The following is a 15,401-nucleotide window of genomic DNA, read 5'->3' as shown; positions in this document are numbered from 1 at the left end:
TAGATGCGCAGACGTTACTCACCGCGCCCGTGCGGGTAAAGCGCCGTGACTGACTACCCAGTCAGGCTTTTCCTGCATCCCCAAGGGTAGACGCCCCGGAGCAGGGCGCAGCAAGCGCTCCAGACGCGTGCCGCCGATGCCTGAGAATGGCACAATCACCACCCCTTGCCGGGCGGGGAATGGCATAACGGTCTAACCGCATGAAAATTCTGAAAAAAACCTTTGCCATCAGAAAGGCTTTCGACTACATTAGCGCGCCTCGACAGACTGAACTGGTTTGACGAGATACGGTGAAGTGTCCGAGTGGCTTAAGGAGCACGCCTGGAAAGTGTGTATACAAGAAATTGTATCGAGAGTTCGAATCTCTCCTTCACCGCCACATTAAGTAAACACAAACCCCTGATTTTCCTAGAGAAAGTCGGGGGTTTGTGGTTTCTGGTGTCTGAAAAAGGGCCGTATGGGAACAATTCTGGGAACAGTGGTGGAGGCAGGTGATTTGCAAACGAGCTCCTAAACTATTGATCATTGGGAGCGCCTAGGTCAGTTTGTAGGCCAGATCTGCACCTGAAGATGGTGGGTGCAGCTTGGTTGCTGGGAATTCACGCTCACATTTGAATTGCAAAAAAATGGCGCTTTGAGACCTTGCAAGGAGAGCCCGATGAACGTTGAGTCTATTGAGAAAGACTTTAGAACTTTAGTTGAGGGTGAAACCGATTTATTAAATTTGGTCGTAAAATTACACTTTTCGATAGATAAAGTTCTAGATAAAACTCTTTTTGAAGCTCTTCCTATGGCTAATGTAATGGAGCTAAGAAGAGTTTCTTTCTTGCTGAAGTTTGATTTTCTTTCTGCTTTAGGTGTTTTGAGTTCAGATGTGCGAAAGTTTTTTGACTATTGCAATGGTATAAGGAATACTTTTGCGCATAATCCATATGCGATTTTTTCGGATAAGGATGTAAGTAAAGCTAAAAGTTTATTGCTATCCCATCAGTGTTCGGTGGTGCCTAAATCTTTTCGAACGGAAAAGAATAGTGTTGAAGTGTTGAAGACACTTTTTACGGTTTGCTTTCTTCAAGTAGTGGTGTCTTACGAAGATCTATGCAGGAAGAAGGTTCTTAATCTGATAACTAGCGAGATGACATACGAAGCGGCCGTGGGTAAAGAGAGAAAATTTCAGGGGAAGAAATCGGTGCACGAAGAATTTGAGCACAGATGTGTTGAGCGCTTAGGTGTACTTTATCCTGCAATTAAGTCAGGAGAATATTACAACAAAGCGATCTTTAAGTAATTTCCACAGCGCTTTCGAATCTCTCCTTCACCGCCAAATTCGATGTAAACAAAACCCCTGGTTTCGAGAGAAACTAGGGGTTTTGTGATTTCTGGGGTTTGAAAAGGCTAGCGTTGTCAGGTCACGCGCTTGGCATATCCATTCGCCTTCTCATGACGTCCAGCAAATCGCAGCCGTCGCGCAAAGGGATTGAACAAAGCAACTCAAAATCACTGAGTACAATCGCATCACTACTGATCTCACTACGTAGTGCGAGGTTCTCAAGGACTTGTGTAACGGCACAAAGCCTGCGTTTGTAGGCGTATGCCCGATCTTAAGTAGTCTATTTCCGAAACATTAACAGAGCTCAAGCGCGCGTCTTACTGCGGTTGTAACGCCTTCTTATAGTCCTGCACCTCAGTCACTTGGAGGTGTGTGCATGCAGGGACCCTATGCATTTATCAATGAGCAACCGCAGCCTTATCCATTGCTCAAAATCAGCCTGAAGCTTGATCCGCATTCACAGACCAAATTCGACATCCTCAACTCGCACATCCGCAACACAGTGGTGTTGCCTGGGCATTTAGTCATCATCGGGGATAGCCGAACCGCATCGTGCACCGCTGAGGAGGCACGGTTGATGCGCTCGGCACAGAACATAAAACTTACCCTGCTGGCGCACTCCGCAGCGGACCAGTTCCTGATCAAAAACTATGATCAGCTACAGGCGATCTTGTCTTACACCTCCCTCGGCATGGGGAGCGCGAGCAGTGCCTGGAACAAACATCTGGAGCAAATCGAGAAGACGCTTATGGACATTGAGGATTTGCATAAGCAGTACTTGAGAAAGGGCTCCGTGGAGGCGAAGCAGGCGTTCCTGGTCAAGCGAGCAGCGCTGTTTACACGGCTGGATACCCAACTTTCCGGAGTGGCGCGCTTTGGGACAGGTATGAAAAAGGAAGGGTCAATAAAAAAAATGCTGGGGATTTCCAGTAAAAGCTATTGGCACCATGGAGAAATTCCTGGGTATGAGCAGCGGGTTAAGCGAGTAGCCAAGGCTTCGCAGATTTTGAAGAAGGGTACTTATATTGGTATAGCGCTGGATGTTGGGGCGACGGCTCTGGAGATAACGGAGGCGTGCTCCTCGGGGCGTGAGCAAGCGTGCACGCAGGCGAAGTATGTGGAAGGAGGTAAGTCAGTGCTGGGGGTGGGTGGTGCATTGCTAGGTGGGAGTATGGGGGCCGCTGTAGGAACAGGTGCCTGCATGATTGTTTTTGGCATACCTACAGCAGGCGCCGGAGCCTTGGCATGTGCCATCGTTGGCGGTGCCACAGGTGGGCTCGTTTTAGGCAAAGCCGGAAGCTCTTTCGGAGAAAATATAGGAAAAGTGCTCTATGAGACTGTGAGGGGTTAAATGGTCTTCGAATACATCGGCATGTGCGCGGGCGTCATCATGCTATTTAGCATTCCTCTCACTTTTTGTGCCATGTTCAAAAAACTCGATGCGGCGGAGCGCTTTGTGGAGCACAGCGACTATGTAAACATGCATCGGCGTATTTTTCGTAATACTCCATTTGAAGGCCGGCAGGTGCGCGTATTCGCCATGGCTATCATCATTCTTATGCCTAAAGTGCTCCAATGGAGACGTTTAGTACGGGTTGAGGACGTGGAAAAAATCCCACGACATCTCAAGTACTGGATGGTCATTCCTACACTGATTGCTTTCACATCCGCTACCGTCATGTGTATCAGCTGGCTCTTTATAGAAAACTAATCCGTTCCTTTGACACGGGCGACGCGCTGCCCTCTCAATGCCTATGCCGATGATGCACATCCGGAAAATGCGCATGGCTATGCCTCATCACTCCATGTACATGCACATGGCTATGAGGCACCTTCGAATCCCACTCAAACCCATGCTCATGTTGATGATGCTCATCATGCACATGCCAATGCCCATGTTCCGTTGCCTCATGCACATGCTCATGGGCATGCCGCTCCGTCAGGTGCAGCCACACGCCCACGGCCATCAGCGCCGAGGCAATCCAGAACGCCACGGTCACCGATTCGTCAAATACCAGCAACGCCACTGCGGCACCGAGAAAAGGTGCCGTGGAGAAATAAGCGCCGGTGCGCGCGCTGCCCAGCCCGCGTAGGGCCAGCACGAACATCACCAGGCTGATGCCATAGCCGAGGAACCCAACCAGTAGAATCGGTGCCAATTGCGCCACGCCCGGAATCTGCGCCCCGAGGTAGAGCGCCAGGCTGCAATTGACCAGCCCCGCAATCAAGCCTTTGGCACCGGCGATAAAGAGCGCGTCAGATGCAGACACCTTGCGCGTGAGGTTGTTATCGATCCCCCAGCACAAACACGCCAGCGCAACGGCGAGCGGTCCGGTCCGGTCCTGGCGGTTGCCGTCAGCACCGGACCCTGACAACACCACGCCGCCCAGCACAATGGCGAGCATGCCGAGGACGATGCGTCGGTCGGCGTTTTCGCGGAACACGACCCAGGCGATCACGGCGGTCAGTACCGACTCAAGGTTGAGCATCAGGGAGGCGCTGGCGCTGGTGGTGCGGGTCAGGCCGAACATTAATGCAACGGGGCCGAGGAGGCCGCCGAAGGCGATGGCGCCAAGTAGCCAGGGCCATTCCGATGGGGTTAGCCCGGTAGGTTTCCAGCCGCGATCACGGATGACGCGCACACCGGCAAGGCCGATGCCGCTGCCCAGGTAGAGCAGCCCGGCGAGCAGGATGGGCGAGAGGCCCAGGCCAAGGCTTTTGGCTAGCGGGGTGCTGGCGCCGAACAGGGCGGCGGCCGCAAGGGCGTAAACGATACTGAGGTTCATGGGCCATCCTCGAAAGTCAGGCCCATGATACGTCGCTTGCCGGGTCAGCGCCCTGGCAGTTTCATACTTATTGCGCGGTTTTCAGCTTGATCACATCACCGGAGATCTTGGTGGTGTAGCCGTTCAATACCCAAGCCCAGAACCACTTTTCCTGTACTTGGGTGTTGATCAGCGCGTCGCCGCCCTTGGCCTTGATGGCTGCATCCTGGGCGCGCACGAAGCGGTTGTTCTGGCCGATGGGGATGACGCCCAACAGCATGATGCCGGTGGCGCTGGCTTCGCTGTGGCCCAGCACGGTGTATTGGCTGGCGTCGTATTGCTTGGTTTTCATGGCGGTGCCGGTGCAACCTGCCAGGGTGAAACCAAGTACGGCTGCTGCAACGACTTTACTGACGTATTTCACTTATAACTCCATAGATTCAATCTCGAGATTCAATTCTCGGGGCGACACTTTAAGCGCTCAGCTGGCAGATTGAAATCAATCAGCGAGGCTGGGATGCAGATGACTCAGTCTGGCGGGTACTGCGCGGTGATCCCATCGCAGCCTCGCTGGGGCTCGACAGCTCCCACATTTGCTCTTCGGCGTTTTCGTGGGGCTGGGGACTTCGAAGGCTTCGGACTGGGGCGACCGCGAACGGATTGAGCTGCGCTGATTCTTCACCAGCGCAGCTGTCTCAAGCCTGTACGTAACGGCGGATAACCCGCCCATACACTGCGAGGTTGATCACCACCACCACGGCTCCCAACAGCAATTGGATATTGGCAGTCAGCCCGGCGGGGTAGATCAGCGTCAGGATGTAGTGCTCGATAAACCCACCGCCATAACCATCCTGCCCGGCCAAGTGGCGAAACAGGTTTTCCCAACGGGTAAGCGGGCAGGGCAAGTGCAGCACCTCCACCGTGATGCCCCAGGCAACGGCGGGCAGGTGTAGCCACATTACCCTGGGCCACTTCAGGGTGAGCAGGCCACCGAACAGCACGAACAGGATAAAGGCCAGGTGGAACAGCACAAGGCCGTCGGCGGCTAGGCGGTAGAGCATGTTTGAGCTCGATGTAAGGTGAAGGGATACGTGAATTTTTGCAGCGTGCCGTTATAGCTCCAGTTGATTGGCATTGATACCGAACGCCTTGGCTATCTTTTCCCGCGTGGTGCGGCGGGGTTTGCTGACCGCTTCCTGCTGGGCAAATGCCGATTGTGAAATACCCAGGCGTCTGGCGACTTCTTCCTGGGTCAAGCTCAGGTGCTCGCGCCACGCGCGGATAGGTGTTGCGCCATCCACCAGGCGGCTGACTACCGCATGGGGGATCAGGTTTGGATCGTTTTGCTGCGCCACATAGTGTTCATAGGGAATCACTACATAGGCTGGCTTGCCCTGCGTATTGTGGATGATCTGTACGGCAGTAGGTTCGCTCGTCACGTTTTTTAACCTCTTGGATGCTGACGACCTGGAGGCTGCCGTCCCAGTCGAAAAGGACCCGGTAATGACCTACCCGCAAGCGATAGCTGTGAGGATGGTTAACCAGCGCCTTGACGTTGATTGCATCGGGCATGTGTTCAAGAGCGGACACGGCATCGCGTACCTGTTGCTGATGATACGAATGCAACCGAAGCAATTGTTTGACGGCTTTTCGCGTCCATTGGATTGAATTCATGGGAGGTTAATAAGTCTTTTATAAGGTTTGCAATCAATATTTTCAGATCCGCGTCAACGGGTCATGACGTTTTCCTCTCAAACCCTAGACGGCCGCCGTCAGCGCCGACGGGTAAAACTGTTGCGTGGTATGAATCAACGGATGGTCCACCAAGGTTGCTTGCAGGCAACGAGGGCCGTTATTGTGCTGAATCCTTTTAGTCCTCGCCCCAAGGTTGTGTTGTGATGAGTGCACCGCGTAACGCTGTCCCGATCAAGGCCGTGATTTTCGATATGGACGGGTTGTTGCTGGATACCGAAGGCATCTACACCGAAGTCACGCAGATCATTGCCGAACGCTATGGCCGTACCTACGACTGGGGCATCAAGCAGCACATCATCGGGCGGGGTGCCCAGGATTTGGCCGATTACGTGGTCAAGGCACTGGACCTGCCGATCACGCCCGCCGAGTTTCTGGAAATACGCGAACCGCTGATGAGCGAGCGTTTTCCCAAGGCCCTGGGCATGCCCGGCGCCGAGGCGTTGGTGCGGCACTTGAAGGCGCACAATATTCCGATTGCGGTGGGCACCAGTTCATCGCGTAATTCGTTTGGCCACAAGACCACCCTGCACCGCGAATGGTTTGGCCTGTTCGACACCATCGTCACCGCCGACGACCCGGAAGTCGGCGCCGCCAAGCCAGCGCCGGATATCTTCCTCACCGCCGCGCGCCGGATGGGTGTAGCGCCTGAGGATTGCCTGGTGTTCGAAGACTCGCCGTTCGGCGTGACGGCCGCGAAGGCTGCGCACATGACCGCTATTGCGGTGCCCGATGAGGCCATGGCTGACAGCAAGTACCAGCATGCTGACCAGATTATTCGCAAGCTCGCCGACTTTGATTTGGCCGCCTACGGCTTGCCTCCCATGGCCTGAACCCGCGCGGTCAAAAATGTGGGAGCTGGCTTGCCTGCGAAAGCGGTAGTGCAGTGACAGATGTGGCACTGACACACCGCCTTCGCGGGCAAGCCAGCTCCCACATTTGGGTTGCGGTTTTGCAAAATCAGGCGCTGAAACCACCATCGATGGTCAGGCTGGCGCCCGTGATATAGCCGGCTTCCGGCCCGGCCAGATAGGCCACAAAACTGGCAATCTCCTCCACATGCCCATACCGACCTACTGCCATCAACCCGATCAGACTTTCGGCAAAATCACTGTTCGCCGGGTTCATGTCGGTGTCCACCGGCCCAGGCTGCACGTTGTTGATGGTGATGCCCCGCGGCCCCAGATCCCGCGCCAATCCCTTGGTCAACCCCACCAGCGCCGCCTTGCTCATGGCGTAGGGCCCGCCACCGCCAAAGGGCATGCGTTCGGCGTTGGTGCTGCCGATATTGATCACCCGGCCACCTTCGCCCATATGCTTGGCGGCTTCCTGGGTGGCGATAAATACGCTGCGCACATTGATCGCCAAGGTCTGGTCGAAGTCTTCCAGCTTGAATGCTTCCAGCGGCGCGATGGCCAGCACGCCAGCGTTATTCACCAGGATATCCAGGCGTCCAAACGCCTCGACGGTGGCGTTGACCGCAGCGCGAATCGCCGTGGCATCGGCGCTGTCGGCGTGAATCGCCAGAGCCTGACCACCTGCGCTGATCACCTCGTTCTGCAGTGTTTCAGCCTTGGCGGCCGAGCTGACGTAGGTAAACGCAACCGCTGCCCCCTGGGCGGCGAGGCGCTTGACGATGGCGGCACCAATGCCGCGGGAACCGCCTTGAATCAAGGCGACTTTGCCGGTGAGGTTATGTGTGCTCATGTCGATCTCCGAGGTAGTTGATGGAGCGAGTATCGACCTCACCCGCGCAGCTCGGTAGCCCGTGGTTGCTATAGTCTGTGTAAACTAAAAGTTTAGAGTGGGGCGATATGGAAAGCTTTGGCAGTATCGAATGCTTTGTGCGCAGCGCCGAGGGTGGCAGCTTTGCCGAGGCTGCACGGCACCTGAGCCTCACTCCCGCCGCGGTGGGTAAAAGCGTTGCCAAGTTGGAGGCGCGCCTCGGGGTGCGGCTGTTTCAGCGCAGCACTCGGCGTCTGGCGCTGACCGAAGCCGGCAAGATGTTCCTGGCGGAAGTCAGCGGCAGCCTCACCACCATCCAGAATGCGGTCGCCAACCTGGCCAGTGCCGAAGGGCGGCCGGTGGGCACGCTCAAGGTCAGCATGGGGCCAGTGTTCGGCAATCGGTACGTGGTGCCGTTGTTGGGCGAATTCATGCAGCGCTTTCCGGATATCAGCCCGGACTGGCACTTCGATAACCGCCAGGTCGACCTGATCGGGCAAGGCTTCGATGCGGCCATCGGTGGCGGGTTTGAGCTGCCCCAAGGCGTGGTGGCGCGCAAGTTGACCCCGGCGCACCGGGTGCTGGTGGCATCGCCGGATTACCTGGCTCGACGCTTGCCGGTGCGGGCGCCCGAGGAACTGTCGCACTGCCTCGGCATCTTGATTCGCTCGCCGCAGACAGGCCGGGTGCGTTCATGGCAACTGACCCACCGTGAGCGCGAGCACAGCCCACTGGTGCTGAAGCCGGCCATGACCATGAGCGACTCCGAAGCCGCTTGCTGCGCCAGTGCCCAGGGCCTTGGTATCGCGCTGGTGAGTATGCCGATGGCCGTGCCGTTCCTGGACAGCGGTGCGTTGGTGCGAGTGTTACCCGATTGGTATGTGGACGACGGCAATATTTCCATCTACTACGCCGAGCATAAATTGCTGCCGGGCAAGACACGGGCGTTTGTGGATTTCATTATTGAGCAGTTTGCCGAGCAAAAACTGGCTCAACGCTTCAGTGCTATCTGAGCACGGCCTTACATCGAGTCGTGGCCATCGCGGGCAAGCCCGGCTCCCACATTGGATGGCGATCGCTGTGGGAGCCGGGCTTGCCCGCGATGCAGGCGCATCGGTCTACCGCCCGAACTTGCCCGGCCAGCCGATGACCTTCTTCGGCCGCGGTGTCGCATAAGTTCTGACCTTCGAGGTCGACAACCCCAACCGCACCAACGACTCGGCCACCATCACCGCCGCCGTCACCCCGTCCACCACCGGCACCCCGGTGCGCTGGCGAATCTGCTCGTCCAGCCCGGCCATGCCGCCGCAGCCCAGGCAGATCACCTCGGCTTTGTCGTCGCGAATAGCCAGTTCCGCCTGGTGCACGATGGCTTCCATGGCGCCCGGCGGGTCTTCTCCCAGCTCCAGCACCGCCATGCCGCTGGCGCGCACCGAAGCGCAACGCTGGTAGAGGCCGGCGAGTTTCAGCCGGTCTTCAATCAGCGGCACAGTGCGGTCCAGGGTCGTCACCACCGAGTAGGCGTGCCCCAGGAACATCGCGGTGCTGGCCGCCGCCTCGGTGATATCCACCACCGGCACATTGAGCAGTTCCTGCAGGCCTTCGCGGCCATGTTCGCCATAGCCGGCCTGGATCACCGCATCAAAGGGCTGGTCGTAGGCCATTACCCGATCCATCACGGCGATGGCCGCCAGGTAGCTTTCAAAATTGCCTTCCACCGACTCGGCGCCGAAGTACGGGGTGAGCCCGACAATCTCGGTGCCCGGTGAAGCCACGGCCCGTGCTTGCTGGGCAATGGTGTCGGTAATGGATTCGGTGGTGTTGACGTTGACCACGAGGATACGCATGGAGAGTCCTTGTTTAATGACTGACGTTATCGACGGCAATGCTTTCGCCGCTGACATCGGCGTAGTGCGGTTGACGCTTGGCAATCAGCAGGTACAGCAACCCGGCAATGCCGGCGCCAAACAACCAGGAAAACGGCGAGACGCTGGCAAACCCCGGCAGCAGCGCCAGCAGGATGGCGATCACCGCCGCCGGAATGAACGCCGCCACCGCACGCATATTTACCCCCCGGCTGTAGTAATAAATGCCTTGGGGGTCTTCGCTGTACAACTGCGGCACATCCACCTGGCTTTTACGGATCAGCCAGTAATCGACCATGATCACCCCGTACAACGGCCCCAGCAGCGCGCCGAGGCCAGAGAGGAAGTACACGATCACCAACGGGCTGTTATAGAGGTTCCACGGCAGGATCAGCACGGCAACGAAGGCGCTGATCAACCCGGCGCGGCGGAAGTTCAGGTACTTGGGCGCCAGGTTGCTCAGTACAAAGGCCGGGGCGACGAAGTTGGCCATGATGTTCACCGCCACGGTGACAATCAGGAAAGCCAGGCAGCCGAGCACTAGAAAGAAGGTGTTGGGGATCGCCGCGATGATTTCGGTCGGGCTTTCGATCACGCGGCCATTGAGCTGGAACTGCCCGCCGCACAGCAGCACGGTAATCGCGGCGAACACCAGAATATTCACCGGCAGCCCCCAGAAGTTGCCGACCTGGATGGTCTTGCGGCACGGCGACGAACGCGCGAAGTCGCAGAAGTTGAGGATCAGGGTGCCGTAGATGGCCAGCCACAGCGCGCCGCCGGCAAAGATATTGCGCCACATCTCGCCGCCACTCAGGGGCTCGCGGATCGACCAGGCAATCTGCCCGTTCGCCTGGAAGTACATCCACCCGGCCAGCGCAGCCACGGTCAACAGAATCACTGGCCCGGCGAAGCCTTCATAGCGACGTACCATTTCCATGCCGTAGGCGAGGATCACCAACTGCACCAGCCAGATCGCCACAAAGCACGCCCAACCCAGGGTCGACAGGCCGAGAATCGAGTTGTGGTCATAATCGGCAAAGCCTGGATGAATGGCCGTCAGCAGTACACGGAAAACCACCGAGGCCAGGTAGGTCTGGATCCCAAACCAGGCAATCGCAATTACCGCCCGAATCAACGCCGGAATCTGCGCCCCATGAATGCCGAAGCTGATGCGGCTGATAACTGGAAATGGCACACCGGTCTTCTGCCCCATGTAGCCCGACAAGTTCATGAAGAAGTACACCAGTGCTGCGCCAATCCCCAGGGACAGCAATATTTGCCAGCCGCCCAGGCCCAATGCATAGAGGCCGATGGCGAATGAATAGTTGGCGATGTTGTGCACGTCGTTGGTCCACAACGCAAAGATGCTATAGCGCCCCCAGCGCCGACCTTCGACCTTGGTGGGCGCCAGGTCCTTGTTGTGCAGGCGCGGGCTGAGCACCAGCGGGCCGGGGCCTGTGGCAGCAGGGCTTAATGGGGAGGAGGGTAGATCCAGTGCGAGGGTGTTCGAAAGGCTTGTACGCATTCCGGCAGGCTCCAGCGCATCTGCAGCAAAGCGGCGGATGGCAAAGTGTATGTAGGTTTTGTATTGATTGTATACAAAGCGTACTTCTGCCTAAGCCATATGCGTGCCAATTTTCGATATATGAAAATCTTGGCTAATTTCGTTTTTATATAGCTTGAGAATAACTTACTGAATTACAAACATTATAAATTGACCGTTTGAACAGGTATTTATTTTATTGTTAATTGCAGGGCTATTTATAGACAGCGCCATTGGCGCAGGGAGATGTTACGTTTTGGTGCGTTGTATATTAAGTTGCACACAAAAATGGCACTTATGGTTACAGGGTTGTGTACAAGATTTGCCCGGCCAAAAAGGGAAATCTCGCTTTCTGTAGGAGCGAGCTTGCTCGCGAAAAACTCACAGACGCCGCGTTCATTCAGGAAACACGCGTTATCGTTGACGTTTTTCTCGAGCAAGCTCGCTCCTACAGGTTTTTTAACCGTGTCAGAGGCTCAAGCCTTGCTGATGATATTCCCCGCATGCAGCCCGCATTCCTTCTGCGTGGCTTCTTCCCACCACCAGCGGCCTTCGCGCTCATGCTGGCGGGGCAATACCGGCCGGGTGCACGGCTCGCAGCCGATGCTGATAAAACCGCGCTCATGCAGGCTGTTGTACGGCAGCTCCAGCATGCGGATATAACCCCACACCTCTTCGCTGGTCATCTGCGCCAGCGGGTTGAACTTGTACAGGGTGCGTTCCGGCGTGGAGAACGCCGTGTCGATTTCCAGCGCCGCTACCTGGCTGCGGGTGCCGGGGCTCTGGTCGCGGCGCTGGCCGGTGGCCCAGGCGCGTACACCGGCAAGTTTGCGGCGCAGCGGTTCGATCTTGCGGATGCCGCAGCATTCGCCATGGCCGTCCTTATAGAAGCTGAACAGGCCTTTCTCTTTCACGAAGGGCTCCAGCTTGCTCGGGTCTGGCGAGATCAGCTCGATGTCGATCTTGTAGAACTCACGCACCTGCTCGATAAACCGGTAGGTCTCCGGGTGCAGGCGGCCAGTGTCGAGGCTGAACACCTTGACGTTCTTGTTCAGCTTCCAGGCCATGTCCACCAGCACCACATCCTCGGCACCGCTGAAGGAAATCCACAGGTCATCGCCGAACTGGCTGAACGCCAGCTTGAGAATGTCCTGGGCAGACTTGTTGGCATAAGTCGTGGCGAGTTCAACGACGTCGAAGGCTTGGTTCATCAGGACGGTTCCTACAGGTCAGTGGCGCTGAGCGCTCTATAGGCGGCGATGGTATCAAAATCTGCCGTGCGTTGCGGCGGCGGGCTTGAGTCGCTAGAGTTCGGCAGTCCTTTTGCTCGCTCGACTAACAACATCTAACAGGAGTGTCGTGTGGAAATTGCCTGCCTTGACCTGGAAGGGGTACTGGTTCCGGAAATCTGGATCGCCTTTGCCGAGAAAACCGGCATTGAGTCCCTGCGGGCCACCACCCGTGACATCCCCGACTACGACGTGCTGATGCAACAGCGCCTGCGCATCCTCGACGAGCATGGGCTCAAGCTGGCCGATATCCAGGCCGTGATCGCCACACTCAAGCCACTGGACGGCGCCATCGAGTTCGTCAACTGGCTGCGCGAGCGCTTCCAGGTGGTGATCCTGTCCGACACCTTCTATGAGTTCTCCCAGCCGCTGATGCGTCAGCTGGGTTTCCCGACCTTGCTTTGCCACCGCTTGATCACCGATGACAACGACCGGGTGGTCAGCTATCAACTGCGCCAGAAAGACCCCAAGCGCCAATCGGTGCTGGCATTCAAGACCCTCTACTACCGCGTGATCGCCGCCGGTGATTCCTACAACGACACCAGCATGCTGGGTGAAGCAGACCGTGGGATTCTGTTCCATGCGCCAGACAATGTGATCCGCGAATTCCCGCAGTTCCCGGCGGTGCATACGTTTGAAGACTTGAAGAAAGAGTTTATCAAGGCGTCGAATCGGCAGTTGAGCCTGTAAGTTATGCGGCGCGGCTGATCGCCCCATCGCAGGCAAGCCAGCTCCCACCTTCGACCCTGTAACGTCAAACGACGCGGTCAACTGTGGGAGCCGGGGTTGCCCGCGATGGCGTCGGCTCCGTCACCGCCTAACCCTCGGCCAGCAAGCGCTCATAAGGAATACGCAAGCCTTCATGCAGGCGTTTGATCATCGCCAGGCTCAGCTTGCGCTTGTGGTTCAGCACCTCTGACACCCGCCCACTGGTGCCGATAAACGGCTCCAGATCGCGGGCGGTCATGCCCAATTGCTCCATGCGAAACTTGATAGCCTCTACCGGATCCGAAGGGGGCATGGGGTAATGCTCGGCTTCGTACTTCTCGATGAGGATTGCCAGGATTTCCAGCTCATCACCTTCAGGCGAGCCGGGTAGTGCTCCCCATATCTGCTCGACTCGTACGAGTGCCGCAGTCAGGTCTTCCTGGGAGTGAATAGGTTTGATGTTCATCACGTAGTCTCCGCGTTGATCTGGTCGTACTGAGCGTGGGTCCCCACGAACCGTATAAACCCTAGTTGTCGCTGGTAGTCGATGGCCAGATCACTCGATACTTGTTGCCGCCGACGTTGAACACGACCCTGCCGCCCTTAAGAATGCTCGCTGTTCTGAGCTCGGCCTTGAGTGCTTGCGGTGTTGGATAATTGGCCTTTTCCATGTGCCGATACCACTCGACCAGCGGTGTTCTGGCGTCGCTATAAGCTGAATGGCTTTCCCAGAATATTCGTAGGGTAGATAGAGCGATTATCCGCATCGCTTCAACCTCCCATTTTGGGAGATCATAGGTGCGATTGCGTGGATAGGCAATCTCGGAAATATTTCCAGACGAGGAGGTAGTCGCTTCATGTGATCCTTCACAGGTGGCGGGTGGACGGTCGATCCGGACGCTATCTGCAAGCGTCTATCCCGTCCACAGCGGTTCTGATTCAGGCTTTTTCTATCGCATGGCGTTCTACTCCAACGCTAGGAAGGGGCTGTGCCCTACAGATTTTCCAACGTTTGTAACAACACCCGCACCTTCGTCAACGATTCCTGATACTCCGCCTGCCACTCTGAATCCGCCACAATCCCACCGCCACCCCAGCAACACACCTGCCCGTCCTTGACCAGCAAGCTGCGAATCGCGATGGAGCTGTCCATCTCGCCGCGCACGTCCAGGTACATCAGCGAGCCGCAATAGAGCCCGCGACGGGTGGGTTCAAGCTCGTCGATGATTTGCATGGCGCGAATCTTCGGCGCGCCGGTGATGGAGCCGCCGGGGAAGCTGCCGGCGATCAGGTCGAGGGCGTCTTTGTCGTCGGCCAGTATGCCAGTGACACTGCTCACCAGGTGGTGCACGTTGGGGTAGCTTTCCAGGCTGAACAGTTCCGGCACGTTCACCGAGCCGATGCGGCAGCTGCGGCCAAGGTCGTTGCGCAGCAGGTCGACGATCATCAGGTTTTCGGCGCGGTCCTTGGGGCTGGCGAGCAACTCGGCGGCGTTGGCGGCATCCTCTGCAGGTGTTACGCCGCGAGGGCGGGTGCCCTTGATCGGGCGGGTTTCGACCTGGCCTTCGCTGATGCGCACAAAGCGTTCCGGTGACAGGCTCAGTACCGCGCCGTCATCAGGCAAGCTCTGGAACCCGGAGAATGGCGTCGGGCAGGCCTCGCGCAGGGCGCAGTAGGCCGCCCACGGGTCGCCGCTACAGGGTGCGCGAAAGCGTTGGGTAAAGTTGACCTGGTAGCAGTCGCCAGCCTGGATGTAATCCTGGATACGCAGGATGGCCTGCTGGTACGCATCCACGCTGAGGTCCGGTGCCATGGGGCCCTGGAGCTTGAAGGCGGTGGGGGCGTCGACTGTCGCATGACTGAACAGGGCGATCAGACGTTGCCGCTCACTATCGACCAGCACCGGGTGAAACACCAGTTGGCTGGTGTGTGCCTGGTGATCACTGACCAGCGCCCAGGCATACAACCCTAAGCGCGCATCCGGCAGATGCAGGTCATCCACGGCCAGGCGCGCAACCTGTTCCAGGTGCCGGCCGAAGTCATAGCTCAAGTAACCGATCAAACCGCCGGCAAATGGCAATTCAACGCCAGCAGGCAGGGCCGCCTCACCCAATTGCGCCAGGTTCTCGCGCAGGCGTTGCAGGAAATCGCTGCCGCTTTCATCCGGCCCAACTGTCAAGGTTGCTTCGGGCCAGGCGCTGAGCAGGTCATAACGCCCACGCTCGGCAGCCGGGCGACCGCTGTCGAGCAGCACCGCGCCAGGCGCATGGCGAATAGCCGCAAAGTACTCGGCGGGGTTGGCCCGGTAGGGTAAGGGGTAAACGGAGCAGGTCGACATGCGAGGGTGAATCAGCCAGTGGCGTGGGGGAGGGGATTGTAGTCCTCTGTAGGACTTGCTCCTAGAGGGGATGTCGGTGATAGCTC

The 15,401-nt window shown here is 57.4% G+C and carries 17 protein-coding genes, 1 tRNA gene and 3 pseudogenes; 7 read left to right on the top strand and 14 right to left on the bottom strand.

Annotated elements, in window-relative coordinates; genetic code table 11:
* Positions 1 to 18 precede the first annotated feature (18 nt).
* On the bottom strand, positions 19 to 186 hold the full coding sequence (locus CER19_RS28805) for a hypothetical protein (RefSeq protein WP_165861636.1): 168 nt from the start codon (positions 184 to 186) through the stop codon (positions 19 to 21).
* A 103-nt stretch (positions 187 to 289) separates the two neighbouring features.
* Here CER19_RS28805 and CER19_RS16025 point away from each other — a divergent pair.
* A tRNA-Ser gene (locus tag CER19_RS16025) sits at positions 290 to 379 on the top strand.
* A gap of 279 nt (positions 380 to 658) precedes the next feature.
* Entirely contained in the window at positions 659 to 1,288 is a 630-nt protein-coding gene (locus CER19_RS16020; RefSeq protein ID WP_116667107.1) for a hypothetical protein, read from the top strand.
* Positions 1,289 to 1,409: 121 nt separating this feature from the next.
* Here the strand turns inward: CER19_RS16020 and CER19_RS29095 are convergent.
* A pseudogene (locus tag CER19_RS29095) lies at positions 1,410 to 1,577 on the bottom strand (short-chain dehydrogenase); the annotation flags it as partial.
* Between the two features lie 129 nt (positions 1,578 to 1,706).
* Here CER19_RS29095 and CER19_RS16010 point away from each other — a divergent pair.
* A complete protein-coding gene (locus CER19_RS16010) occupies positions 1,707 to 2,681 on the top strand; it encodes a hypothetical protein (RefSeq protein WP_116667106.1) in 975 nt (324 codons plus the stop codon).
* Positions 2,682 to 3,041 carry a hypothetical protein gene (locus CER19_RS16005; RefSeq protein WP_116667105.1) on the top strand — a complete coding sequence of 120 codons (360 nt, stop codon included), beginning with the start codon at positions 2,682 to 2,684 and terminating at the stop codon, positions 3,039 to 3,041.
* A gap of 34 nt (positions 3,042 to 3,075) precedes the next feature.
* Here CER19_RS16005 and CER19_RS16000 read toward each other — a convergent pair whose 3' ends face one another.
* From CER19_RS16000 to CER19_RS15980, 5 genes and pseudogenes are all read right to left on the bottom strand, one after another.
* The gene (locus CER19_RS16000; RefSeq protein WP_116667104.1) at positions 3,076 to 4,116 is read right to left on the bottom strand and encodes a DMT family transporter; all 1,041 of its coding nucleotides are present in this window, start codon (positions 4,114 to 4,116) and stop codon (positions 3,076 to 3,078) included.
* Between the two features lie 67 nt (positions 4,117 to 4,183).
* Positions 4,184 to 4,519 carry a hypothetical protein gene (locus CER19_RS15995; protein ID WP_116667103.1) on the bottom strand — a complete coding sequence of 112 codons (336 nt, stop codon included), beginning with the start codon at positions 4,517 to 4,519 and terminating at the stop codon, positions 4,184 to 4,186.
* A gap of 271 nt (positions 4,520 to 4,790) precedes the next feature.
* Complete coding sequence (locus tag CER19_RS15990; protein ID WP_116667102.1) at positions 4,791 to 5,156, bottom strand: DUF2784 domain-containing protein; 366 nt, start codon at positions 5,154 to 5,156, stop codon at positions 4,791 to 4,793.
* Between the two features lie 51 nt (positions 5,157 to 5,207).
* Positions 5,208 to 5,534, bottom strand: coding sequence for a helix-turn-helix domain-containing protein (locus CER19_RS15985; protein WP_116667101.1), 327 nt, complete (start codon positions 5,532 to 5,534; stop codon positions 5,208 to 5,210).
* Positions 5,518 to 5,769 (bottom strand): annotated as a pseudogene (locus CER19_RS15980) (type II toxin-antitoxin system RelE/ParE family toxin); the annotation flags it as partial. The gene CER19_RS15985 and the pseudogene CER19_RS15980, both read right to left, overlap by 17 nt.
* Before the next feature lie 224 nt (positions 5,770 to 5,993).
* Between CER19_RS15980 and CER19_RS15975 the strand changes: the two are divergent.
* The gene (locus CER19_RS15975; RefSeq protein ID WP_116667099.1) at positions 5,994 to 6,680 is read left to right on the top strand and encodes an HAD-IA family hydrolase; all 687 of its coding nucleotides are present in this window, start codon (positions 5,994 to 5,996) and stop codon (positions 6,678 to 6,680) included.
* 127 nt (positions 6,681 to 6,807) lie between these two features.
* Here CER19_RS15975 and CER19_RS15970 read toward each other — a convergent pair whose 3' ends face one another.
* A complete protein-coding gene (locus CER19_RS15970; protein ID WP_116667098.1) occupies positions 6,808 to 7,554 on the bottom strand; it encodes a 3-oxoacyl-ACP reductase family protein in 747 nt (248 codons plus the stop codon).
* 107 nt (positions 7,555 to 7,661) lie between these two features.
* Here CER19_RS15970 and CER19_RS15965 point away from each other — a divergent pair, with 107 nt between their 5' ends.
* Complete coding sequence (locus CER19_RS15965; protein WP_116667097.1) at positions 7,662 to 8,585, top strand: LysR family transcriptional regulator; 924 nt, start codon at positions 7,662 to 7,664, stop codon at positions 8,583 to 8,585.
* 105 nt (positions 8,586 to 8,690) lie between these two features.
* Here the strand turns inward: CER19_RS15965 and CER19_RS15960 are convergent, their stop codons facing one another.
* From CER19_RS15960 to CER19_RS15950, 3 genes are all read right to left on the bottom strand, one after another.
* Positions 8,691 to 9,419, bottom strand: a complete 729-nt coding sequence (locus tag CER19_RS15960) for an aspartate/glutamate racemase family protein (RefSeq protein WP_116667096.1) — start codon at positions 9,417 to 9,419, stop codon at positions 8,691 to 8,693.
* A 13-nt stretch (positions 9,420 to 9,432) separates the two neighbouring features.
* A complete protein-coding gene (locus tag CER19_RS15955) occupies positions 9,433 to 10,962 on the bottom strand; it encodes an NCS1 family nucleobase:cation symporter-1 (RefSeq protein WP_116667095.1) in 1,530 nt (509 codons plus the stop codon).
* A gap of 494 nt (positions 10,963 to 11,456) precedes the next feature.
* Complete coding sequence (locus tag CER19_RS15950; protein ID WP_034136191.1) at positions 11,457 to 12,191, bottom strand: phosphoadenylyl-sulfate reductase; 735 nt, start codon at positions 12,189 to 12,191, stop codon at positions 11,457 to 11,459.
* Between the two features lie 150 nt (positions 12,192 to 12,341).
* Between CER19_RS15950 and thrH the strand changes: the two genes are divergently transcribed.
* Positions 12,342 to 12,959, top strand: a complete 618-nt coding sequence (gene thrH, locus CER19_RS15945; protein ID WP_116667094.1) for a bifunctional phosphoserine phosphatase/homoserine phosphotransferase ThrH — start codon at positions 12,342 to 12,344, stop codon at positions 12,957 to 12,959.
* Positions 12,960 to 13,086: 127 nt separating this feature from the next.
* On the opposite strand, the gene CER19_RS15940 is transcribed toward thrH, so the two are convergent.
* From CER19_RS15940 to pabB, 3 genes and pseudogenes are all read right to left on the bottom strand, one after another.
* Positions 13,087 to 13,443, bottom strand: coding sequence for a type II toxin-antitoxin system HigA family antitoxin (locus CER19_RS15940; protein WP_014719504.1), 357 nt, complete (start codon positions 13,441 to 13,443; stop codon positions 13,087 to 13,089).
* A pseudogene (locus CER19_RS15935) lies at positions 13,443 to 13,744 on the bottom strand (type II toxin-antitoxin system HigB family toxin). The gene CER19_RS15940 and the pseudogene CER19_RS15935 overlap by 1 nt, the downstream one beginning before the upstream one ends.
* Positions 13,745 to 13,971: 227 nt before the next feature.
* Positions 13,972 to 15,315 carry an aminodeoxychorismate synthase component I gene (gene pabB / locus CER19_RS15930; protein ID WP_116667093.1) on the bottom strand — a complete coding sequence of 448 codons (1,344 nt, stop codon included), beginning with the start codon at positions 15,313 to 15,315 and terminating at the stop codon, positions 13,972 to 13,974.
* Positions 15,316 to 15,401 lie beyond the last annotated feature (86 nt).

It is taken from the genome of Pseudomonas sp. GL93 (assembly GCF_003408955.1).
Lineage (GTDB): Bacteria > Pseudomonadota > Gammaproteobacteria > Pseudomonadales > Pseudomonadaceae > Aquipseudomonas > Aquipseudomonas paracarnis.
The sequence above is the reverse complement of the archived record's forward strand: the minus strand, read 5'-3'. Positions and strand labels throughout refer to the sequence as shown.